The 20714-nt window shown below is 66.0% G+C and carries 27 protein-coding genes and 1 tRNA gene; 13 read left to right on the top strand and 15 right to left on the bottom strand.

Going from position 1 to position 20714, the window contains the following annotated elements; all coding sequences use genetic code 11:
• Together H289_RS0101990 and pat are read right to left on the bottom strand one after the other, a co-directional pair.
• Entirely contained in the window at positions 1-837 is an 837-nt protein-coding gene (locus H289_RS0101990) for a shikimate 5-dehydrogenase (protein ID WP_020099078.1), read from the bottom strand.
• Entirely contained in the window at positions 837-1862 is a 1026-nt protein-coding gene (gene pat / locus H289_RS0101985) for an acetyltransferase Pat (RefSeq protein WP_020099077.1), read from the bottom strand. Before pat ends, H289_RS0101990 begins: the two co-directional genes overlap by 1 nt.
• A gap of 122 nt (positions 1863-1984) precedes the next feature.
• Between pat and H289_RS0101980 the strand changes: the two genes are divergently transcribed.
• The 6 genes from H289_RS0101980 (at position 1985) to H289_RS0101955 (ending at position 6093) form a co-directional block, all read left to right on the top strand.
• On the top strand, positions 1985-2236 hold the full coding sequence (locus tag H289_RS0101980; RefSeq protein WP_020099076.1) for a type B 50S ribosomal protein L31: 252 nt from the start codon (positions 1985-1987) through the stop codon (positions 2234-2236).
• Positions 2164-2595: a WhiB family transcriptional regulator gene (locus H289_RS32740; protein ID WP_318639502.1), complete on the top strand. Its 432-nt coding sequence runs from the start codon at positions 2164-2166 to the stop codon at positions 2593-2595. Before H289_RS0101980 ends, H289_RS32740 begins: the two co-directional genes overlap by 73 nt.
• 56 nt (positions 2596-2651) lie before the next feature.
• Positions 2652-3566: a lysophospholipid acyltransferase family protein gene (locus H289_RS0101970; protein WP_020099074.1), complete on the top strand. Its 915-nt coding sequence runs from the start codon at positions 2652-2654 to the stop codon at positions 3564-3566.
• An 87-nt stretch (positions 3567-3653) separates the two neighbouring features.
• Positions 3654-4451, top strand: a complete 798-nt coding sequence (locus H289_RS0101965) for an enoyl-CoA hydratase/isomerase family protein (protein WP_020099073.1) — start codon at positions 3654-3656, stop codon at positions 4449-4451.
• A gap of 14 nt (positions 4452-4465) precedes the next feature.
• Positions 4466-5713 carry an MgtC/SapB family protein gene (locus H289_RS0101960; RefSeq protein ID WP_020099072.1) on the top strand — a complete coding sequence of 416 codons (1248 nt, stop codon included), beginning with the start codon at positions 4466-4468 and terminating at the stop codon, positions 5711-5713.
• 119 nt (positions 5714-5832) lie between these two features.
• A complete protein-coding gene (locus H289_RS0101955; RefSeq protein ID WP_020099071.1) occupies positions 5833-6093 on the top strand; it encodes an SHOCT domain-containing protein in 261 nt (86 codons plus the stop codon).
• Between the two features lie 21 nt (positions 6094-6114).
• Here the strand turns inward: H289_RS0101955 and hchA are convergent, their stop codons facing one another.
• Positions 6115-6984, bottom strand: a complete 870-nt coding sequence (gene hchA / locus H289_RS0101950) for a glyoxalase III HchA (protein WP_020099070.1) — start codon at positions 6982-6984, stop codon at positions 6115-6117.
• Between the two features lie 155 nt (positions 6985-7139).
• On the opposite strand from hchA, the gene H289_RS0101945 reads away from it, so the two are divergent.
• Positions 7140-7727 carry a TetR/AcrR family transcriptional regulator gene (locus H289_RS0101945; protein ID WP_020099069.1) on the top strand — a complete coding sequence of 196 codons (588 nt, stop codon included), beginning with the start codon at positions 7140-7142 and terminating at the stop codon, positions 7725-7727.
• A 2-nt stretch (positions 7728-7729) separates the two neighbouring features.
• Here H289_RS0101945 and H289_RS0101940 read toward each other — a convergent pair whose 3' ends face one another.
• Both H289_RS0101940 and H289_RS0101935 read right to left on the bottom strand, forming a co-directional pair.
• Positions 7730-8020, bottom strand: coding sequence for a DoxX-related protein (locus tag H289_RS0101940; RefSeq protein WP_020099068.1), 291 nt, complete (start codon positions 8018-8020; stop codon positions 7730-7732).
• Positions 8017-9354, bottom strand: coding sequence for a cytochrome P450 (locus tag H289_RS0101935; protein ID WP_020099067.1), 1338 nt, complete (start codon positions 9352-9354; stop codon positions 8017-8019). Before H289_RS0101935 ends, H289_RS0101940 begins: the two co-directional genes overlap by 4 nt.
• A 250-nt stretch (positions 9355-9604) precedes the next feature.
• Between H289_RS0101935 and H289_RS0101930 the strand changes: the two genes are divergently transcribed.
• Both H289_RS0101930 and H289_RS0101925 read left to right on the top strand, forming a co-directional pair.
• Entirely contained in the window at positions 9605-10915 is a 1311-nt protein-coding gene (locus H289_RS0101930) for an amidase domain-containing protein (RefSeq protein ID WP_231387945.1), read from the top strand.
• 29 nt (positions 10916-10944) lie between these two features.
• Positions 10945-11289 (top strand): hypothetical protein, encoded by a 345-nt coding sequence (locus H289_RS0101925; RefSeq protein ID WP_020099065.1) that lies wholly within the window; start codon positions 10945-10947, stop codon positions 11287-11289.
• 11 nt (positions 11290-11300) lie between these two features.
• Here H289_RS0101925 and H289_RS29480 read toward each other — a convergent pair whose 3' ends face one another.
• The 8 genes from H289_RS29480 to H289_RS0101885 form a co-directional block, all read right to left on the bottom strand.
• Positions 11301-11612 carry a WXG100 family type VII secretion target gene (locus tag H289_RS29480; protein WP_020099064.1) on the bottom strand — a complete coding sequence of 104 codons (312 nt, stop codon included), beginning with the start codon at positions 11610-11612 and terminating at the stop codon, positions 11301-11303.
• Complete coding sequence (locus tag H289_RS0101915) at positions 11609-11902, bottom strand: WXG100 family type VII secretion target (RefSeq protein WP_020099063.1); 294 nt, start codon at positions 11900-11902, stop codon at positions 11609-11611. The genes H289_RS29480 and H289_RS0101915 overlap by 4 nt, the downstream gene beginning before the upstream one ends.
• Before the next feature lie 97 nt (positions 11903-11999).
• Positions 12000-12470, bottom strand: a complete 471-nt coding sequence (locus tag H289_RS0101910; protein WP_020099062.1) for a hypothetical protein — start codon at positions 12468-12470, stop codon at positions 12000-12002.
• An 87-nt stretch (positions 12471-12557) separates the two neighbouring features.
• Positions 12558-12630 (bottom strand) — tRNA-Ala (locus H289_RS0101905).
• Positions 12631-12680: 50 nt separating this feature from the next.
• A complete protein-coding gene (gene sepX / locus H289_RS0101900; RefSeq protein ID WP_029104683.1) occupies positions 12681-13874 on the bottom strand; it encodes a divisome protein SepX/GlpR in 1194 nt (397 codons plus the stop codon).
• Between the two features lie 194 nt (positions 13875-14068).
• On the bottom strand, positions 14069-14722 hold the full coding sequence (locus H289_RS0101895; RefSeq protein WP_020099060.1) for a GNAT family N-acetyltransferase: 654 nt from the start codon (positions 14720-14722) through the stop codon (positions 14069-14071).
• A gap of 3 nt (positions 14723-14725) precedes the next feature.
• Entirely contained in the window at positions 14726-15964 is a 1239-nt protein-coding gene (gene glp, locus H289_RS0101890) for a molybdotransferase-like divisome protein Glp (RefSeq protein ID WP_029104682.1), read from the bottom strand.
• A gap of 86 nt (positions 15965-16050) precedes the next feature.
• Entirely contained in the window at positions 16051-16941 is an 891-nt protein-coding gene (locus tag H289_RS0101885) for a UTP--glucose-1-phosphate uridylyltransferase (RefSeq protein ID WP_020099058.1), read from the bottom strand.
• Between the two features lie 159 nt (positions 16942-17100).
• On the opposite strand from H289_RS0101885, the gene H289_RS0101880 reads away from it, so the two are divergent.
• From H289_RS0101880 to mscL, 4 genes are all read left to right on the top strand, one after another.
• Positions 17101-17676, top strand: a complete 576-nt coding sequence (locus H289_RS0101880; protein ID WP_020099057.1) for a 5-formyltetrahydrofolate cyclo-ligase — start codon at positions 17101-17103, stop codon at positions 17674-17676.
• A gap of 269 nt (positions 17677-17945) precedes the next feature.
• Complete coding sequence (locus H289_RS0101875; protein ID WP_020099056.1) at positions 17946-18251, top strand: FmdB family zinc ribbon protein; 306 nt, start codon at positions 17946-17948, stop codon at positions 18249-18251.
• Positions 18252-18314: 63 nt separating this feature from the next.
• Entirely contained in the window at positions 18315-18980 is a 666-nt protein-coding gene (locus H289_RS0101870) for an SAF domain-containing protein (RefSeq protein WP_020099055.1), read from the top strand.
• A gap of 139 nt (positions 18981-19119) precedes the next feature.
• The gene (gene mscL / locus H289_RS0101865; protein ID WP_020099054.1) at positions 19120-19488 is read left to right on the top strand and encodes a large-conductance mechanosensitive channel protein MscL; all 369 of its coding nucleotides are present in this window, start codon (positions 19120-19122) and stop codon (positions 19486-19488) included.
• A 68-nt stretch (positions 19489-19556) separates the two neighbouring features.
• Here mscL and mspA read toward each other — a convergent pair whose 3' ends face one another.
• On the bottom strand, positions 19557-20195 hold the full coding sequence (gene mspA / locus H289_RS0101860; protein WP_029104680.1) for a porin MspA: 639 nt from the start codon (positions 20193-20195) through the stop codon (positions 19557-19559).
• Positions 20196-20349: 154 nt separating this feature from the next.
• Positions 20350-20714 (bottom strand): MspA family porin (locus H289_RS29475; protein ID WP_020099052.1); only part of this gene is annotated, 365 nt, incomplete at its 5' end.

Raw genomic sequence — 20714 nt, 5'->3', positions numbered from 1 at the left:
TCAGGCGCGGGAGAACGCCGATGCCGCAGCCACCTGCTCGGCGGTCGGCCGCACCCCGGTGTACCGCTCGAACTGTTCGGCGGCCTGCAGCGCGATGACCTCGGCACCGGTGATCACCGGGATCCCGGCCGCGCGCGCCGCACGCACCAGCGGAGTCTCCGACGGCAGGGCCACCACGTCGAACACGGTGTGCGCCTTGGTGACAACATCGGGCGTGAAGGACAGGTCGTCGGCTTCGGCGCCACCCGCCATCCCGATCGGGGTGACGTTGACGACGATGTCCGCGCCGCCTGACGCATCCGCCGCGTAGCGGTAGCCCAACCGGTCGGCCAGCCGGCCGCCGGTCTCCGCGTTGCGGGCGACGATGGTGCCCGCCTCGAATCCCTTGTCCCGGAACGCCGCCGCCACCGCGCTGGCCATGCCGCCGCTGCCGCGGATGAGCAGCGACGCGGCGGAATCCAGGCCGTGCTCGTCGATGAGCCGGGCGATGGCCAGGTAGTCGGTGTTGCAGGCCGTGAGCCGGCCCGCGTCGTTGACGATCGTGTTGACCGAATTGATCACGCGCGCCGACTCTTCCAGCTCGTCGACGAGCGCGATGACGTCCTCTTTGAACGGCATGGACACCGAGCAGCCGCGGATGCCCAGGGCCCGGACGCCACCGATCGCCGCAGTGATGTCGGTCGTGGTGAAGGCCTTGTAGACGAAATCCAGGCCCAGTTCGTTGTAGAGGTAGTTGTGGAAGCGCGTGCCGATGTTGCTGGGCCGGGCAGCCAGCGAGATGCACACCGCGGTGTCCTTGTTCAGCAGCGGGCGCCGGGTGTACAGCGAATCCGCCATCAGCCGACCGCCTTGATCACGTGCTGCGCCAGCGTGTAGATGTCGCGATACTGCTTGTGCGACAACGCCAATTGCTTCGGCGCCGGCACATCGAACTCAGTGACGATCATGTTGCGGTCGTCGCGCTCCCAGGTGGCGCCGTAGTGCTCGAGAATCTTGCGCATCGGAAAGTTGTCGGAGAGCACTCGCGCCGCGAACCGCTCGATGCCCGAGCCTCGGGCGGCCGGCACCAGTGCATCCATCAGGAAGGTGCCGATGCCCTTGCCCTGGTAATCGTCGCCCACCATGAAAGCCACCTCGGCGACCGTCGGATTCTCGTGCAGCCGAACGAATCTGGCGTCAGCGACCATGGGCCCGTCGGGTCCGTCCGCGCCGTCGGTGAGCACCCACACGAAATGGTCCACGTAGTCGACCTCGAACAGATAGGCCATCAGCGCCGGGCTGGGTTCGTACGCGGTCTGGAATCTGCGGTAGATGGTCTCGGTCGAGAAATGGACCGGCCCCTTGCGCACGCGCGGGTTGTCGCCCGGCAACACGGGCCGCAGGTACATGCGGCTGCCGTCGCGCAGCGTCACCGGCAGCGGCGTGATGAACTCGGCGAGCCGCTGCCGGGCGGTCCGCACGAGGCGCTCTGCCATACAGGGCACGTCGAGCATGGCGAGCAGGGCGTCGTGTCCGCCGACCCATCCGGTGAGCCGTTCGGTGACGAGCACGGTCGCGTTGCGGGTACCACCCCGCAGGAGCGCGATCTCACCGACGATCAGGCCGGCACCGATGTGGTGGACGATGAGCTCGCCGTCCGCCGCGGTGTGCGTCACCTGGACACTGCCGGAGCTGATCAGCATGAACGACGACGCCGGCTCGCCCTGCGTCAGCAGCACCTCGCCGGCTTCGGCGGTCAGCGGACGCAGGAGGGGTGCGAGCCGGTCAAGGTCCTCTCGACGGCACTTGGCGAAGAACCCCAACGAGGCGAGCTCATCTGTGGTCGATTCCGGCACGGGGAAAACGTTACCGGCGGACGGCATGCCGCGTGGGGCCGTTGACACCCCGCATCAGTGAAAACGATTTTCGACAAGGCTGCGGGCGTCGGGTATCGTCGGCGACGTCTTAATGAAAACAATTTTCATCTAGTTGACGGAGGGTTTCCATGAAGGCCGGCATTCACCCCGACTACCACCCCGTCGTCTTCCGGGACGCCACCACCGGTCGCACGTTCCTGACCCGATCCACCGCCACCAGTTCGCGCACCATCGAATGGCAGACTGCCGACGGCGTCCGCACGTACCCGCTGATCGTCGTCGACGTCACCTCGGACTCACACCCGGTATGGACCGGCAAGCGGCAGATCCTGGACACCGCGGGCCGTGTCGAGAAGTTCAACCGAAAGTACGGTCGATGACCTTGGCGCGGGTATCCCCTTGCCACACAGAATCATTCGTATCACCGTCTCGCACCACCCGGCACCGGCCGCGTCCCGGGTCCCACAGCCGGGGTGCCGCCACCACCGCGGCCTGGGACTGGCAGTTGCACGCCCGCTGCCGCGGACTGCCGGCCGAGGTCTTCTACACCGGCGACGACGATCGCGGCGCCCGGCGGGTCGCCCACGAAGAGCACGCCAAACAGATCTGCCACCACTGCCCGGTACTGCGCGACTGCCTCGGCCATGCCATGGAAGCCAACGAGCCCTACGGCATCTGGGGTGCCACGACACCGAAGGAGCGCTCCGCCATACGAAGTTCACAGATTTTTATTAGCTGATCTATTAAATCTCTCGGTACCTTGGTGTCAATACCACGACACCGACGGGAGCACCGATGGGATTCGGACCGCCACAGGGCCGGCCGACCGTCACCGACGACGAGATCACTGCCATCATGGACCCGCCGCAACGCGTCCGCACATTGCGAAATGTGTTGGACGCCACAGGCGATGCCCTCGAGCCACTGATCGACCTGTATCGGCCATACGTCACCGGCCTTGACCGGCTGCCGCGCGACGGCCGTTTCCTGCTGGTGGGCAACCACACCGCGTTCGGCTTCGCCGAGATTCTGCTGATGCCGTACTACACCCGCCGCGAGCTCGGCGTGCAGGTGCGCCCGCTCGCGGAGCGGGGCCTGGCACAGGCCAAGGGCTTCGGCGGTGATCTGGTCGCCGCGTACGGCGGCGTGGTCGGCCATCCCGACACCGCGCGAGAACTGATGCGGCACAACGAGACCGTGCTGGTCTTCCCGGGCGGCGGACGCGAGATGCCGAAGTTCAAGGGCGAGGAGTACCAGCTGAAATGGGACGGGCGAAGCGGTTTCGCCCGAGTGGCCATCGAGAGCGGCTATCCGATCGTGCCGGTCGGACTGGTCGGCAGTGACGACGTCTACGAGCCCCTCTTCGAGCGCGACAGCACCCTCGGCCGGCTGAGCCAGTCCATCGGCGAGCGGCTGGGCGGACGGTCCGACATGGCGATGCCGCTGGTTCGCGGCATCGGCCCGACGCTGATCCCCCGCCCGCAGCGCATGTACCTGGAATTCGGCGAGCCGATCAAGACCGCCGCGCCGACCGGCACGACCGACCACGCCCGGTGGGTCGAGACGGTCAAGGCGACGACTCAGGAAGCGCTGGAACAGATCTTGGCCGACCTGCAGGAAGTCCGGGCCGGCGATCCGTACCGCAACCTGAACCCACTGGCCTGGTCCCGCGCCGCCCAGCCGCCCGAGGCCGACGTCCGCGTGGGCTGACCCCGGCGGCGGTCGAGAGACCGTAACGTGGGTTGCCGTCGGGCGCAGCAGTTCATGCACCCGCACGCGGCAGAAAGGCTTCGCGCGATGGCATTCACCGACTACCAGCAGCTGTCCCTGGCGCGCCGCGACAACGGCGTCCTGCTGATCACCCTCAACCGGCCGGAGAAGTACAACGCCGCCGACGAGGGCATGCACGCCGAGCTGGCCAGCATCTGGAAGGACGTCGCCGCCGATCCGGAAACCCGGGTGGCCGTGATCACCGGCGCCGGAAAGGCATTCAGCGCCGGTGGTGATCTGGCCATGGTCGAACGCATGGCCGGCGACTACGACCGCGTCTCGCACATGCTCGGCGAGATGAGCGACCTGGTCTACAACATGATCAATTGCGATAAACCGATCGTGTCGGCCATCAACGGCGTCGCGGTCGGCGCGGGCGCCGTGGCCGCGCTGCTGGCCGATGTGGCGATCATCGCCGAGGACGCCCGGATCGGCGACGGCCACGTCAAGCTCGGGGTGGCCGCGGGCGATCACGCTGCGATCATCTGGCCGTTGCTCGCCGGAACCGCGAAGGCGAAGTACTACCTGATGACGGGCGAGATGATCGACGGCGTCGAGGCCGAGCGCATCGGCATGGTCGCCAAAGCCCTTCCCCGCGAACAGGTTCTGGACGAGGCGCTCCGGGTGGCCGACGTACTGGCCACCGGCGCCCAGCAGGCGATCCGGTTGACCAAGCGCGCGCTCAACAACTGGCTCCGCAACGCCGGCCCGATCTTCGATCAGTCCGCGGCCTACGAGATGCTGACGTTCCTCGGGCCGGATGTGGTCGAGGGCTACACCGCATTGCGCGAGAAGCGCACGCCACAGTTCCCGTCGGCGCGTTAACCCGAGGAGCCGACGTGAGCTGGCAGCAGATCGAACCCTTCCTCGTAGCGCTCGCCATCGGGCTGCTGCTCGGCCTGGAGCGCGAACGTAGCCACGCGCGCAAACTGCCTGCCGGCTCGCGCTCGTTCGCGCTGCTGTCTTTGGCCGGTGCGGTCGCGGCGGGTTTCGGCCAATGGGTCATCGTCGTCGGATTTCTCGGCGTCGGCGCGCTGATCGCGCTGGCCTACTTCCGAACCAGTGCGGAAGACCCCGGGACCACCACCGCGACGGCGGCGCTCGTCGCGTATCTCCTTGGCGCCCTTGCCTACTCCCGGCCGGCACTCGCGGTGGCCCTCGCGGTCGTCGTCGCAGGGCTGCTCGTCTCGAAGAACCGCATCCACCGATTCGCCCGCGACATCATGACCGAGGTCGAGTTGGAAGACGCGATCAAGTTTCTGGTCGTCGCATTCGTGATCCTGCCGCTGCTGCCGGATCGTGGCCTCGGACCGTACGGCGTCCTCAATCCGGAGAAGGTCTGGCTCCTCGTCGTACTGCTCACCGGCATCGGATGGGTGGGCTACATCGGCGTTCGAGCGCTCGGCCCGGAACGTGGACTGCTGATCACCGGCATCGCCGGTGGGTTCGTCTCGGCGACCGCGACAACGGCGTCCATGGCGCGGCTCAGCCGCACGACACCGAGCGTGCGCGCGCCCCTGGCCAGCGCCCTGCTGGCCAGCCTGGCCACCTTCGTCCAACTGCTCATCGTGATCGCAGTGGTGGATGCCCAAGTGCTCCAGCGCCTGTGGCCGCCCGTGGCGGCCGGCGCGGCGGTGCTGGTGGTGATCGCCGCCGTCGTGTACCGCGGAGCCGCTCTCGCTGAGGACAACCCGTCATCAGAGCCGGACGCCGGCGCGAAAGCCGCAAGCCGTCCCTTCGCGCTGCGCCCGGCGTTGGTCCTCGCCGCGGTACTCACCCTGGCACTGCTTGTCGGGCGTTGGGGCGCTGATGTGCTCGGCTCCGGCGGCACCGTGCTTGCCGCGTTCGCCGCGGGCCTGGCCGACGCGCACGCCGGGGCGGTGGCCGCCGCCAGCCTGGCCGCCAAGGGCGATATCTCCGTCGATACCGCGCTGCTCGCGGTGGCGGCCGCACTGGGCTCGAACCTGATCGTGAAGACCGTGCTGGCGTTCACCGCCGGCGGTCGCCGGTTCGGACTTCGCTTTGTGGCCGGGATGACGCCGCCCGCCGTGGTTTTCGGAGTCGTCTTGGCCCTGACGATGGCCTGATGGCGCGTCCGGGCCGGCCGCCGGTGCCGAAAGTCCCACCATCGCTGTCCTTTTGACACCAGCGGCAGGCTGGTCCGCGGCGGGACGATGGTTCACAGCAGCGGAAGGAGCAGCACATCATGATGTTCTGGTACGGCAACGACATGGGCGGATGGGGTTACGCCGGCATGGCAATCGGGATGTTCCTGTTCTGGGCACTGGTGCTCGGCGGCATCGTCGCGCTGGTCCGTGTCGCTGGTGGAGACCGGCGGTTCGGCTACTCCGGCCCTGCCGAACCCGACGCTCGACAGATACTCGCCGCGCGATACGCGCACGGTGAGATCACCGAGACGGAGTACCGCGAACGGTTGGCGGTACTGCGCGAGCACGCACCGACCTGACGCCTGCCGACCGACCAGCCGTTACGCCGACACCGCTTCAGTGAGTGCGTCCGCGGCGAGCAGACCGAGGTTGTTCGAAGCCAGCGGACTATCGCCGGTGAGCAGGCGCCGGTCCTGATGGACCTGACCGGTCATCTGGTCATTGACAACCTTGAGACCCTGACCCTCCAGCGCCTCCCCGATGAAGAGCCGCAGCCCGCCGGGTATGTAGCCCATCTCCTTGTTGGGCCCCTTGTCGAGCGCATCGGGAAAAACGCAGATGCTGTAGCCCTTGAACGGCGACTCCGTCGTGCCGATCGCGGCCGCCAGCAGGCTGGCAGGCCCGTGACACAGCGTGATGACGAACTTGTCGTTCTCGAGTGCCCAGTTGAGCACCTGACCGACCTCGGGGCTGAACGGGATACCGACCTCGGCGCCGTGGCCACCCGGGATGAATACCGCCAGATAGTCGGAATCGGGCCCGAGCCTGTCGGCGATCACCTCACGAAGGCTCAGCGGCTCCTTGAGTTTGGGCTTGAGGTCGGCGTAGGTCTGCTGCACGGCGTCGTCCTTGCCCGGCATCGCCCACAGCTCCAGCTTCGCCGGGTTTCCGGTGATGGTGGCGACGTCGACGTCGAAGCCCGCGGCCATCAGGTGATGCAGCGGCAGCAGCATCTCCACGGGGTGGTTGCCGGTGGAGAACATGGTGCCGTTGTCCATCAGCAGATACCGCTCGTCGGTGGCGATCATCAGGATTTTCCACCGCCCGCCGGCATAGGCGCCGGCATGTTTGACGCCACCGAAATCTGTTCTGTCCGAGGTGTATTGACTCAACGAATACGCCGAGGGAAAGAAGGCGTTGTCCTCAGCCGGATCGGGTGTCGGGGACTTGCTGAGTTCGTTCTCACTCATGACGGGAAAGCTCCTTCGTCCGGGTAGTGACACGACAGTGACCATCGTATGGAGTTCCCTCAGCGCTCACTGGAGAAGCGCGACGAGACGTCGGATTCGTCGGAAGTTGCGAGAACTGATCACCTTTGTATCCGCCGTGATGGAGACTCGCCCATATGTCACGACAGGACTGGGTACTCGGAGCTGACCGCAACACCGAGGCACTGGACCGCATCCTGTCGGCCGCGTCGGAACTCGTCTCGCGCAACGGATTCGAAGCGTTCACGATCGATGCACTGGCCGCAAAGCTGCATTGTTCGCCCGCGACCATCTACCGCCGGGCCGGCGGAAAGGCGGCCATCCTCGAGCGCCTCATAGCGCTTTTCGCCGACCGTATCGTCAGCTCCATCCGGCAGGCCATCGCGGGCATGGAAGGCACCGAACGCACCGTCACGGCCATTGCCGTCGCGTTGGAATGTATGCGTGCCGAGCCGTTGGGAAAGCTGATCATGGGAGACATCCGGCCCGATCACGACGCAGGGGCCGTCACCGCATCACCGCTCGTCGCCAAACTGGCCGAAGAGATGATCGGACGCCATGATCCGCTGGCCGCACAATGGCTGATCCGCATCACGTTCGCACTGTGGTATTGGCCGCTCAAGGACAAGCAAACCGAATACGAATTGGTGAAGCGGTTTGCGGGCCCCTCGCTGACACTGGGTCTCGGCGAATCGCCGACGCCCGGAGCGACCCAAATATCCTGAGGCTAAGTCGAATCGAACTTCTGCCGGTACAGCAGGCTGGTGTTGAAATAGGTCAGATAGCCGGCTGTGGCGACCACGGCGGCCCGACGGGTTCGGGCCGTCAGCAACAACAATCCCAGGCCGGCCTCGATGGTGCCGTTGATCAGCACGTGCCGTTGGATGTGGTCGGCGAAGGCCATCCGGTTGACCGATTCGAATGCCTGCGGCCACACGAGGTGCGCGATACCGGACACGATGAGCGCCGAGCCCGCGGCCAGTGCGCACCGTCCGGATCGCGTGCGTCCACCGGTCATGACGCACGCTTCGGGTGGAGAACGACCGGTAGGCGGGTGGGACCGCGCAGCGAGCTGTTGGTCGACCATGTCGTCGTCCCGGCCATCGAGATTCCGGACACGCGGTCGACCAGTTCACGAAGGACGGCCTGCGCCTCCATGCGTGCGAGCGGCGCTCCGAGGCACAAGTGCGGGCCGTAGCCAAAACCGACGTGAGAACGGGGGTTTCGGTCCACTCGGAAGTTGTTGGGCTCGTCGAAGGCGAGTGGGTCGCGGTTGGCCGCACCGAATGACAGCAGCACACGAGAGCCCGAAGGGATGGTGACATCGCCGACCTGATAGTCAGCGCGGGTGTAGCGGTAGAGATTCTGAATGGGACTGGTGTACCGGACGTGTTCTTCGATGGCCTGCGGGATGAGGCCGGGGTCGGCGCAGATCCGCTGGTATTGCTCGGGGTCGTGGGCGTAGGTGTGCAGCATGCCGCCGAGAAGGTTGGTCGTGGTCTCGTTCCCGGCGATCAGCAGCAGGATCGCGATGTAGAACAACTGGCTGTCGGTCAACGCGCCGTCGGTGCTGTGTGCCACCAGGCGCCCCAGGACGGTATCCGAGTCCTTGAGATGACCGTCCGCGAGATGGCGCATGAAATAGCGACGTAGCGCGAATGCGGCTCGCAGCGACCGCGCTGCGTTCGCGACGCCTTTGGCCGTGGGAGTGAAGTTGATGATCTGGGTGGCGTCGTCAGACCACCGGCGAAAGTCGGCGATATCGCTTTCGGGCACACCAAGAATGGCGGCGATCACCCGAAGCGGCATCGGGATCGTCAGCCGCTGTACGGCATCGCACTCGCCCGCAGTGATCATGTCGTCGACGAGTTCGGCCGCCATCTGGCCGATGATGCTGCGCCAGCTGTCCAGAGCGCCTTTGGTGAACGCCGGCTGGACTTGTTTTCTGAGGCGGCTGTGCTGCTCGCCATCGGTGACCACAACGAGATCGGCGACCATCCGCACGCGGGTCACGCCATGACTGCTCGTCACCTGATCGGTGTCGCGCAGGGCTGCGCGGACATCGTCGAGCCTGTGCAGAATCCAGGTCGCGCGCCGAGGGTTGTAGTGGACGCGACCGCTGCGGTGTAAGGCGTCGTAGGCCGCATAGGGTTGTGCGGCAACGACAGGGTCCAACGGGTCGTAGTCGGTGTTGACCGCACCGGTCCACCCGTCATACCCGCGCCTTCGGGCGTCGATTGCCGCGGACACGTTCAGCCGTCCCGCCGCGATGAGCGGCGAGAACATGGTCGTGGCGCCGCCGACGGCCCGATGCCGAAAGTTCACGATTCGGCGCACCTTTCCCGAGGTCATGGTTCTCAGGGTCGGCACTGCCGGAAGAGGGGTCAACGTCCGGCAGCGAAACTGCAAGGCCCGAAACGGAACTGGCGTGCACGCCCAGCCCCGCGCCCCTCTGGGAGCTGGACAATTCGGTGAAACATGCGCACGAATGTGTCTCGTCGTGAGAGAACGGATTCGCGGAGCCGTCAGCGTCTCGCGCGATTGTTCGGCGCGCTTTTGGCGTCGGGAGTGCCCCGCCGGCTGGCTTAGCATCGATTGAGGCGTGGACTTCGTCCCGCCTGCACTGGGGGAAGTGGGATCAGCGATGGTGAATTTTGCGCAATTGCGCCATGCGCAACCTGCGCTGTGGACAACAGCCGCCCATGACATGCGCAGCGCCGCTTCTCAATGCGAGCGCGTCAATCAGGACATACACCGCAACGGAGTTCAACCACTCGACGAACATTGGCCGGATCATGTCGGCGCACTCGCAAAGGACGCGCTGACCGCACTGGCGGTCCGTGCTGAAACAGCTTCCATCCTCGCAAGGGCCACCGTCGATCCGCTGGACACGCTCAGCCACGCCGTCACCATCGCCCAGAATGAACTCGAAAACGGCGTGCGGATGGCAGAAGGCGCCGGGTTCGTCGTCAATCCGGAAACGGGTGACATCACCGCACCGCCGTCGATGTCAGAAGACGAATTCGCAACGAAAACGGCGGTATTGGCCGAAGCACACCGATTGATTGCCGATGCCGTCGAAGCAGCCACCCAAGCTGACGGGCTCTGCGCGGGTGCGCTATCCGATGTCAGTAATGACAACGACCCGAGCGATGTCGGCAAGGCGCAAGGAATCCAGGCCGGCAATACATTGAAGGCCTTGGAAGAAATCCGAGACACGCTACCGGATGGGTTGTCGCCGGACGAAGTCAAACAATGGTGGAATCAGCTCACTCCGCAGGAGCAGTATGACCTCCAGCGCGCGTGTCCTGTCGAACTGTATGACTTGAACTGCATTCCGGACGATGTCAAGAAGCAAATGGACCGACCGGACCGTGGCTACAGTTCCGTCGGTACGGTGCGATACGCGATCGCGAATTACAACAACGCCGACCTCGACTCGTTCTCGGACAACTGCACGAATTTCGTCTCGGATTCGCTCAGTTACGGCGGCGGCATGAAGCAGAAGGAATCATGGTTCCTGCCTCGCCATTTCGATCGCGACGGTTGGAGCGACGGCACCATGGGGCACAAGGACATTCTGCCTCCCGGCATGACACACACCCCGACGTGGGCAGCAGCACAGAACAATCGCGACTTCTTCCTCGGTCATGGCGGTCAAGTCGTCTCGCCCGACCAAGCCAGACCCGGCGACGTCGTCTACTACACGATGACGCAGGACGGCCAAGGTCACCACGCCGGTGAAACACACCACGCCGCCGTGGTGACCGGAGTCCTGCCGGACGGCGAAGTTCTGTATACGCAACACTCGGATTCAGCCAAAAACTACCCACTCAATGGCCGCCTTCCCGAATTCGAGCAGGGGTACGGCCAGCAGAAGATCGAGATCGTGCAGCCCAAGAGGACCTGGTAGCCCCACCACTCGGCAGCATAAGGAATGCGATGAGCGACGACATCAACATCGAACCCGGCGAAGTGAAGGCAAGCGGTCAGCGCCTCGGTGAATTGGCCGGCACGGCAAAGGCACAAACGAACAATTACTTCACTTCACAAGAAGCAGCGGCAAGTGGTAACCCCGGATTTGCGGCTGGACCTCGACTCGTTGAATATGCGAACAAGCTGCACAATCAGATGAACAGCTTCATCGACGACTTGACCGCCAATGGAAACAAGATCGTTTCGGCGGCCAACAACGTCACCCAGACGGACTCTGACACCGCAACAGGATTCAGTCGGGAACTGTCCTCGCTCAACGGTTTGTCACAGCCGGCTGTGGCGAGTCGCTGAAGCACCGCAGGTCAGATGGCCTGGCCGGCCGACGACACACCGGCCGCGCCGCGGGAGTCGGCAGCCGTGTACTCATTGGCGCCGGCGCGCAAGACGTCGGCCTCATCACGAAGACCCATGAGAACGAGGCGGAATCCGTCACTCCATTCGTCCCACGCGGACCGGCACGCATCAGCGGCCGCGCCTTTCCACCTGCCGTCGAGCAGACCGACAACTTCGGCAGCCATCGCGTGATACCGCTCGAACATCTCATCGGCAGTGGTATCGGCGGCCTGCGCCGTCAGTGTCAAATCCGCCGGGTTGACGCGCAGCTCCCCACTCATGAGAACAACGCCTTGTTGGCTTGCACTGTCGTGGTGAATGCACTGTGTGCGCCGGCTGAAGCCTCTCGGAGGCGACGTATACCGTCGGACATCAATTGGGCGCCTTGCGTCCATTCGGCGTGAGCCTTTGCATGCGCCTCGGCTGCAGTGCCATGCCATTGCGCGTGCAGGTTGCCGATGTGGCTCTCCAGGCTGTCGACCTTCGCGTCGATCTCGGCCGAGAACGCCGCAAGTTGGCCGATGAACCGGTCCAATTCGCCGAGATCGACCGCTACCGCGTTCCCCGCCATACGAACAACCTTCCCCAAGGGCATTCTTGTCGATAACCGACACTACCCGGGTTTTCGACCGGTCCCGACGCCAATCGCGTGCCCGCGGTCGACTCTGTCAGCTGCGCTTCCCGAGCTGACCGGGGAGGTCCGCGCTCCCGTAGTTGACAGCGGCAGCGACCGGTCGGTCATCGTAAAATGCTGCGCGACAAGTGAACTCCATCGTGGCCGGCTGGCCCGACCGTCCCGGCGAGGTCACCGAACCCGATACCCCCCACATGGCAACGACTTTTGCGGCGTCGAATCCGAGACGAATGTGGTCATCTTCGGTGACGCTGTCCACCCGCGCCTTGACGCCGTCGAAGTGGGCCTGCTCAGGAACCGCCAAATCGTGCCGTACGGCGCCCTCACAGCGGTCTATGGCGACAGTCTCGCGGGGATCTGGACTGAGCCCGAACCAGCGTGTCTGCGTGCCGGCAACGGCGACGCCGGCAGCCACCGCCGCGACGATGAGCGCGCCAACCAGCCGGCGACGGGACGTCCGTGGATTCAGCGCAGCCTCGTCGGCGCCGGCTTGATCGTCGACCACGCAGATTCCCCCTCGAAATCCCCGACCGCCGCATACGCTCCCCCGACGGAGCGCTCGCACTGACCTGACAGATCAGCTCAATCCCTGTGGAGCTAAGGGGAATCGAACCCCTGACCTTCTCGATGCGAACGAGACGCGCTACCAACTGCGCTATAGCCCCTTGTACCGGAAGCAAAGGCTACCAGTACCAGTCCGTCACATGAAAACCGGTTACTGTCCCGCCGCTCGGGGCAGGTCATAGTCGCGTGCCATCCGGGCATATTCCAGGTGCTCGAAGATCGGATCCTCGTCGTCGATGTCCAGCACTACGGCGCCTGGCCGCCGCAGCCTAGAAGGGACGACATCGAACTCCTCGTCCTGCGTGTTCTCCACGCCATGCCGGGACCGCATCATCCGCTGGGCACGACGGCGCCGCAGCTGCTCCTCGATACGGGTCTGCCGGCGCAGGTACGCGAGGTACAGCACCGAGATGACGCTGACGGTGCCGCAGACCCACCACAGGCTCGACGACAGCGAGAAGGCGGCGATGCCGGTGAACAGGATCGCCAGCGCCATGCCGGACAGCATGCGGCTGCGGAAGCGGTACTTGCGTTCGGCGGCCGCGACGGCGGCCTTCGATTCGTAGCGGACGCGGCGCGCCTTGGACATCGAATCGGCCAGCTTCGGCTCGGCCTCGGATGCCGCCTCGACGCCCGAGGTGTCGTCGACGTACTCGTAGTCGTGGTCGGTGCCGTCCTCGGCTTCGGCCGCGGGCTCGGTCGTTTCCTCGGCCGGCTCCTCGTCAGCCGCGATCGCCTCGTGCACGTCGGTGGTCGGCTCTGCCTCCGGCTCTGCCTCGGCCTCGGGCTCGGCCGCCGCGATCTCGTCGGTGAGCGCTTCCTCCGGCGCGAAGTCGGCCTCGGAGACGGTCCGGATCGCCATGGTGGGCGTCGCAACATCGTCGAAAAGCGTTGGCTGCTCGTGGGTTTCGGGCTCGGGAACGGCTTTCATGCGCCCGGAGGCGCCGATCGGCAACGCACCGGAGTCCATCTCGACGACCTCGACGTCGAGGTACTCCGATTCCTCGACGACGACCTGGTCCGCGAGCACCACCGAACGCGGCGCATCAGCCTCAGGGTCGGCGACCGGGATCGAATCGGTGGTCGCATCACTGCGCGCGAAGTCCTCTTCGAACGCGCTGAGGTCGTCGTCCTGCTTCCAGTGCGGGTCGCTGTAGTGCCCCGCAGCAGGTCCACTGCGGCGTCGCAGCCGGCTGTTGCCGTTCGTGTTGAGCACGCGGGTCGCCAATGCGACATCGCTCGTCCGGCGGACGTTCTCGCGCTTGCTGATCAACATCGGCACCAACACGAACAACCACAACACGACGAGGGATATCCACAGTAGGGATTGGGGGATGCTTGGCATGTCGCCGGCTCCTTTCCCCATCAGATTAGGTCCGTGACCAGCGCATCCGAAGCCGACGCGCCAAGGTCAATTACACACCTGTAATTCGCTACTTACAAGCACATCAGTCACAGATGTCACATCTGCAACACAGTCCTATTTGCGATTTGTGCACGATTTCCCGCGCCTGCCGCGGAAAACCGTGCACAAATCACTCAGACCCAGGTGGCGCGACCATCTCTGACCAGCGCCGATGACGCCGACTGCGTCATCTCCTCCACGGTCACCGCAACCAGCAGGTGGTCCCGCCAGGCCCCGTCGACTTCCAGATACCGCTGCAGCAGGCCCTCCTCGCGGAACCCCACCCGCGCCAGCACCGACCGGCTCGGACCATTCTCCGGGCGGACGGTCGCCTCGATCCGGTGCAGTCCGACCGGACCGAAGGCATGGTCGACGCCCAGCGCCAGCGCGGCCGTCGCGATGCCGCCGCTGGTGAACTGACGGGCCACCCAGTAGCCGATCCACGCCGACCGCAGCGCTCCGTGCGTCACGTTGCCGATGGTCAGCTGACCACAGAACTCACCGTCCAACTCGATGACGTACGGCAGCATGCGCCCGCGCCGGGCCTCCGACCGCAATCCCGAGCACAGCGCCGGCCATGACGAAACAGCATGGCGCGCAGTCCAATCCACCTCACCGACCGGCTCCCAAGGCTCCAGGTGGGCGCGGTCCGTCAGCCGCATCCGGCTCCACACCGGACCGTCGCGCAACCGCACCGGACGCAACCGCACCACCCCGGCCTGCACGCGGATCGGGCCGACCGACAGCGGCCAGCCCGGATGCATCGCACTCGAACGCAACAGGTTCACGAATCAGCCGCGCTGTGCAAGAAAGGCCACATCGACCGATTCGCCCGTGCGAATCTGCTCTGCCTCGGTGGGCACGATCACCAGGCAGTTCGCCTCGGCAAGGGTGGCCAGCAGATGCGACGCGCCGGGCGCTCCGCCCAGCGCCTGCACCAGATATTCGCCGGTGTCCTGATCACGCATCAACTGGCCGCGCAGAAATCCCTTGCGCCCCACCACCGATGAGATGGGCGACAACGTCCGGGCGGGCACCACACGCCGCATCGGCTGCCGCTTGCCCAGCGACATCCGGATCAACGGACGGACCATCACCTCGAAGACCACCAGCGCACTCACCGGGTTCGCCGGCAGCAGGAAGACCGGGACGCCGTCGCGCCCGAGCGTGCCGAAACCCTGCACCGATCCGGGATGCATCGCGATTCGCGCGACCTCCATCTCCCCCAGCTCGGCGAGCACCGCGCGCACGCCCTCGGCCGCCGCGCCGCCGACAGCGCCCGCGATCACCACGGCTTCCGACCGGCTCAGCTGGCCCTCGACCACATCGCGCAGGGTCTTGGGATCGGCATCCACGATGCCGACGCGGTTCACCTCGGCGCCGGCGTCACGGCCGGCAGCCGCCAGCGCGTAGGAGTTGACGTCATAGACCTGGCCGTTGCCGGGTGTCCGGGAGATGTCGACGAGCTCACCGCCGACGGAAATGATCGTCAGCCGGGGCCGCGGGTGGACCAGCACGCGTTCGCGGCCCACCGCCGCAAGCAGTCCGACCTGGGCCGGCCCGATGATCGTGCCGGCACGCACCGCGACGTCGCCGGGCTGCACGTCGTCCCCGGTACGACGGACGTAGGCGCCGGACCGCACACCGCGCAGGACTCGGACCCGCGCATCGCCGCCGTCGGTCCAGCGCAGCGGCAGCACGGCATCGGCCAGTGTGGGCATCGGCGCACCGGTCTGCACCCGTGCGGCCTGACGCGGCTGCAGTCGGGTGGGAGTGCGTTCACCGGCGGCGATGGTCGAGACCACGGGCAGGGTGACGTCGGCGTCGCCGCCGGAATCCGCGCCCATCACGTCGACGCTGCGCACGGCGTAGCCGTCGATGGCGGCTTGATCGAAACCGGGCAGCGGGCGTTCGGTGACCACCTCTTCGGCGCACATCAGGCCCTGCGCTTCGGCTATCGCCACCCGCACCGGGCGCGGCGCCACCGCCGCAGCCGCAACCCGGGCCTGCTGGTCCTCAACCGAACGCACAGCTCGCCTTTCTGCCTACGTCGTACACCGTGGCTGACCACATGCTCGCGCACGTGCGGGCCAACCGTACCGCCGGTGTCAGGCGCTCAGCGCTCGGCAAGACCCAATCGCTCGACCAACCAACGCCGCAATTCCGGGCCGTAGTCGTCGCGTTCCAACGCAAAGTCAACCGCAGCTTTAAGGTAGCCGCCCGGATTTCCCAGGTCGTGTCGGGACCCGCGGTGCACCACCACATGCACGGGGTGGCCGTCCTCGATGAGGAGCGCGATGGCATCCGTCAACTGGATCTCGCCGCCGACACCCTTCTGCACACGCCGCAGCGCGTCGAAAATGGCGCGGTCCAAGATGTACCGGCCGGCCGCGGCAAACGGCGACGGGGCGTCCTCGGCCTTCGGCTTCTCCACCATGCCCTTGACGCGCAGCACATTCGGGTTGGCGGCGTCGGGCACCGTCTCGACGTCGAAGACGCCGTAGGCGCTGATCTCGTCCTCGGGCACCTCGATGGCACACAACACCGAGCCACCGCGCTTGGCGCGCACCTTCGCCATGGTCTCCAGCACACCGGTCGGCAGCACCAGGTCGTCGGGCAGCAGGACCGCGATGGCGTCCTCGTCGGGCAGCAGCACCGGCTCGACGCAGCTGACGGCGTGACCGAGACCCAGCGGCTCGGCCTGCACGACCGACTCCACCTTGATCAAGGCGGGCGCGCGCCGCACCTTCTCGAGCATCACGTGCTTGCCGCGGGCCTCGAGGGTTCCTTCGAGGATGAGGTCCTCGACGAAATGCGCAACGACGCCGTCCTTACCCTCCGACGTCACGATGACCAGTCGCTCGCCGCCGGCGTCGGCAGCTTCCGCAGCAACGAGCTCGATACCGGGGGTGTCGACGACCGGCAGCAACTCCTTGGGCACGGTCTTGGTGGCAGGCAGGAAACGCGTGCCCAGACCAGCCGCCGGGACCACCGCGGTGCGCGGCATCGGCACTGAAGTCTGTGTCGTCATTGTTCACACGATAACGGCAATGCCTTGATCTGCCCTACCAAGGTTGGACTTTGCGCGGTCGGCGGCAACGTCGAAGTGGCCATTACCTGGACAGGTGTACAACACCACGCGAGCAAATGTGTCACGGTGGTAACCGTGAGCCCCGAGGTCGGAAAGCGCGAGCTGCGCAGCACAATCCTTCGACGACGTCGCGCGCTGACCCCAGAGCAGCGGCTGGCGGACGCCGAAGCCCTCGCGCGATGGGCGTCCGAATTGGTGTCCCCCGGCGTCGTGGTGTGCGCGTATGTGCCGATCGGCACCGAACCGGGCTCGCCCGCGATGCTGGACGCCCTGGTCGATGCCGGCGCCCGGGTGCTGTTGCCGGTGACCCGCCCCGACGCCCCACTGAGCTGGGGCTGGTACCGCTCCGGGCACCTCACGGAAGCGTCCTACGGGCTGCTCGAACCGGCAACGCCGCATCTGCCGCCCGACGCGATCCGGCAGGCCGGTGTGATCCTGGTGCCCGCGCTCGGGGTCGACCGCGCGGGCGTGCGGCTCGGCCGCGGCGCCGGCTTCTACGACCGTTCGCTGTCGTTGGCCGCGCCGGACGCACGGCTCGTGGCGGTGGTGTACGACGACGACCTGCTGCCGGCGCTACCCGCCGAACCGCACGACATCGCGATGACGCATGCCCTGACCCCACGGGCCGGGCTCGTCACGCTGGGAATTTAAAACTGCGGGAGAAAATCAGTCCTTGCCGCAGGTACAGCCCGATCCACAGTTGCAGTTCTCGCAGGTGCAGTCCGGGTTGTCGCAGCCGCTGCCCTTGGTGATGTTGCCAGTCATGCGCACAATGCTATGTGTCCCGCCGCCGCCCCGGACGCGATTGCCCCTGTCACCAGGCCAGCGGGCGTGCCGCCAGGGAATGCCCGGGACCGAATAGCTGTTTTGGCACTTAAGCCGGTAGAGTGCTAACAAGTTTGACGACCTCGGAGGTTTACGTGCCGACCTATTCCTACGCGTGTACCGAGTGCGACAACCGGTTCGACGCGGTGCAGGCATTCAGCGATGACGCGCTGACCGAATGCCCCAAGTGCCACGGCCGGCTGCGCAAGCTGTTCGGCTCCGTCGGCGTGGTGTTCAAGGGCAGCGGCTTCTACCGCACCGACAACCGCGATTCGAAGAGCTCGAGCACCGCAGCCGCACCGGCCAAGAGCGAGTCGAGCTCGAGCTCGTCTGACTCGTCCTCCTCGTCCTCGTCGAGCAGCACAACGTCGGCCGCACCGGCCGCCGCCGCGTCCAGCTGAGTTATCCACAGGCCGGAAGCCTTCCGGCCTGTGTTTCCCGCGCGGAATCCCTACCGTTACGGCATGGGGGATTCGCTCGACGCGCCGTTGCTCGGCCGACTGACACAGAAGCTGCGGCCCGATTGGGCCAGGACCACCGCCGCGCGCCGCGTCGCCGCAGGAATGCTGGTGGTCCTCGCGGCCGTCATCGAATTTCGCCCCGACCCTGAGGACGGACAGGTCGCCGTCGTCGTGGCCAAGCACGACCTGTCCCCCGGCTCGGCCTTGACAGCCGACGACGTCGTCATCGAATCCCGTTCCGCGCCAGGCATTCCCGATGGCGCGCTGCGCGAATCGAGCGCCGCCGTCGGCTCGACTCTGGCCGCCCCCGCGCGACGCGGCGAGGTCATCACCGATGTCCGGCTACTCGGTTCCCGACTCACGGTGGCGACCGCCGGACCCGACGCGCGCATGGTGCCACTGCATCTGGCCGACGCCGCGCTCCCGGACCTGCTGCGCGCGGGCGACGTCGTCGACGTGTTGGCCGGACCGGAGAACACCGGCGCGGCAGAGGATCAATCGTCGGCCGAGGTGGTCGCCACCGATGCCCGGGTGGTGCTGGTGTCCGAACGCCGCAAATCACCGACGAGTGCCGACGAACGCGTCGTACTCGTCGCCCTGCCGCGGCACAGCGCCAACGCCGTCGCCGGGGCGGCTCTGCACCGGGCCATCACCGTCACCCTGCACTGACGGGAAATTTGCCCGTCGGCCGATTTCGATTTCGTCACCGGATCGCATCTGTTGCGATCGTGAGGCCGCCGACCACTGCGCGAAGCCCAGGTCAGTCTTACCGTTCGTGGGTACAAGCCGCATCACAGGGAGGGCAGTCATGCTGAAGGGCTTCAAAGATTTCCTCGCGCAGGGGAACATCGTCGATCTGGCGGTCGCGGTGGTCATCGGTGCCGCGTTCACCACGCTGGTGAAGGCGTTCACCGACCAGGTGATCCAGCCGCTGATCTCCAGCATCGGCGCCGGCGGCGATCACTCGTACGGGATCCTGCGCGTCCACCTACTCGGCGACAACTACATGGACTGGAATGCCGTCCTGAGCGCGACGATCAACTTCGTCCTGGTCGCTGCCGTCATCTACTTCGTGGTCGTGCTGCCGTACAGCAAGTTCCGGGCCGCCAAGGAGGAGGCGATCAAGGAGGAAGTGGAACTGCTGAAGCAGATCCGCGACCTGCTCGACAAGAAGTAGCGGATACGGCAAGGCTCCCCGGCCGGTGGCCGGGGGCTAACCCGTACGTCGGCGCGAACTCGCTTGGGTCAGTTCATGTTCCAGGGTTCGCCGTATGTCGTCACCGAGTCACCGGTCTCGGAGACCAGCCGCGCGAAGGGCCGCAGCAGCACGCCGCCGGCCGCACCGGTGACGGTGCCGTGCGCGTTCGACACCGCGACGGCACCCGAGGGACCCGCCACATTCACCGAGAAGGTCGCGACTTCCTGAATCCCCGGACCGTTGCCCAGATCCGCGGAGATCGTCACGCCCGGGAACAGGTTCGGCGTGATGATCCCGCCCCAGCCAACACCGGCCAGGGTCGCCGGAGATACGTTGTCCAGCAAGATGTTCGGCGTCTGGTAGCTGAAGTTGATACCCACACCCAGAGACCACGGGAACCCGATCTGGTAGCCCAGCTCCAACGCCCCGGCGAACTCATCGCAACCCTGGCCGGCGCAGTTGTACCTGGCCTTGCCCGAGTGGAACCACTCGCGCGTCAGCCGGTTACGGTCGAGTGGAAACACCCCGTTGAGAAAGGTGTCGCACTGCTGCACCGTCAACGTGCGGTCCTGGCCGTCGACCAGGCTCAGCTCATTATCCACACCGGCCCTCGCTGTGCCCGTTGCCAGGAACAACGACGAGACCACGACCAGCACTGCCATCGACACACGACCGAACGCCGTCAATTTCCCCACTCCCGGGCTTGCTCTTCACTGTCAATGCCCGGCAATACGACGGGGCGGCGTTGACTGACCGATTCGGTCTGTCAACGCCGCCCCAAAGTACGTCGTTGGCGCTCAGCAGACGGGCTGCGCGCTCCTACTCATACCCTTTTCAGGCCTAATTCATGTTCCAGGGTTCGCCGTAGGTGGTCACCGAGTCACCCGTCTTGGCGATCAGGCGTGCGAAGGGCCGCAGCAGCACGCCGCCGGCCGCGCCGGTGACGGTGCCATGGGCGTTCGAGACCGCCACACCGCCGGCGGGGCCGGACACGTCCACCGAGAAGGTCGCGACTTCCTGGATGCCCGGACCGTTGCCCAGGTCAGCCGAGATCGACACACCCGGGAACAGGTTCGGCGTGATGATGCCGCCACCGACGTTCGGGAACGTGAACGGGTTCACGTCATCGAGCAGGATGTTCGGCGTGGTGTAGCTGAAGTTGATGCCCACACCCAGCGACCAGGGGAAACCGATCTGGTAACCCA

This window comes from Mycobacterium sp. 360MFTsu5.1, from assembly GCF_000383495.1.
GTDB classification, from domain to species: Bacteria; Actinomycetota; Actinomycetes; order Mycobacteriales; family Mycobacteriaceae; genus Mycobacterium; species Mycobacterium mucogenicum_B.
This window is presented reverse-complemented; position numbering and strand designations above follow the sequence as displayed.

Bases quoted from the DNA above. Each gene is read 5' to 3' on its own strand.
- H289_RS0101990 (WP_020099078.1), bottom strand. From the start codon at position 837: ATGGCGGATTCGCTGTACACCCGGCGCCCGCTGCTGAACAAGGACACC.
- pat (WP_020099077.1), bottom strand. From the start codon at position 1,862: ATGCCGTCCGCCGGTAACGTTTTCCCCGTGCCGGAATCGACCACAGAT.
- H289_RS0101980 (WP_020099076.1), top strand. From the start codon at position 1,985: ATGAAGGCCGGCATTCACCCCGACTACCACCCCGTCGTCTTCCGGGAC.
- H289_RS32740 (WP_318639502.1), top strand. From the start codon at position 2,164: ATGGACCGGCAAGCGGCAGATCCTGGACACCGCGGGCCGTGTCGAGAA.
- H289_RS0101970 (WP_020099074.1), top strand. From the start codon at position 2,652: ATGGGATTCGGACCGCCACAGGGCCGGCCGACCGTCACCGACGACGAG.
- H289_RS0101965 (WP_020099073.1), top strand. From the start codon at position 3,654: ATGGCATTCACCGACTACCAGCAGCTGTCCCTGGCGCGCCGCGACAAC.
- H289_RS0101955 (WP_020099071.1), top strand. From the start codon at position 5,833: ATGATGTTCTGGTACGGCAACGACATGGGCGGATGGGGTTACGCCGGC.
- hchA (WP_020099070.1), bottom strand. From the start codon at position 6,984: ATGAGTGAGAACGAACTCAGCAAGTCCCCGACACCCGATCCGGCTGAG.
- H289_RS0101945 (WP_020099069.1), top strand. From the start codon at position 7,140: ATGTCACGACAGGACTGGGTACTCGGAGCTGACCGCAACACCGAGGCA.
- H289_RS0101940 (WP_020099068.1), bottom strand. From the start codon at position 8,020: ATGACCGGTGGACGCACGCGATCCGGACGGTGCGCACTGGCCGCGGGC.
- H289_RS0101935 (WP_020099067.1), bottom strand. From the start codon at position 9,354: ATGACCTCGGGAAAGGTGCGCCGAATCGTGAACTTTCGGCATCGGGCC.
- H289_RS0101925 (WP_020099065.1), top strand. From the start codon at position 10,945: ATGAGCGACGACATCAACATCGAACCCGGCGAAGTGAAGGCAAGCGGT.
- H289_RS29480 (WP_020099064.1), bottom strand. From the start codon at position 11,612: ATGAGTGGGGAGCTGCGCGTCAACCCGGCGGATTTGACACTGACGGCG.
- H289_RS0101915 (WP_020099063.1), bottom strand. From the start codon at position 11,902: ATGGCGGGGAACGCGGTAGCGGTCGATCTCGGCGAATTGGACCGGTTC.
- sepX (WP_029104683.1), bottom strand. From the start codon at position 13,874: ATGCCAAGCATCCCCCAATCCCTACTGTGGATATCCCTCGTCGTGTTG.
- H289_RS0101885 (WP_020099058.1), bottom strand. From the start codon at position 16,941: ATGCCGCGCACCGCGGTGGTCCCGGCGGCTGGTCTGGGCACGCGTTTC.
- H289_RS0101870 (WP_020099055.1), top strand. From the start codon at position 18,315: ATGGGGGATTCGCTCGACGCGCCGTTGCTCGGCCGACTGACACAGAAG.
- mscL (WP_020099054.1), top strand. From the start codon at position 19,120: ATGCTGAAGGGCTTCAAAGATTTCCTCGCGCAGGGGAACATCGTCGAT.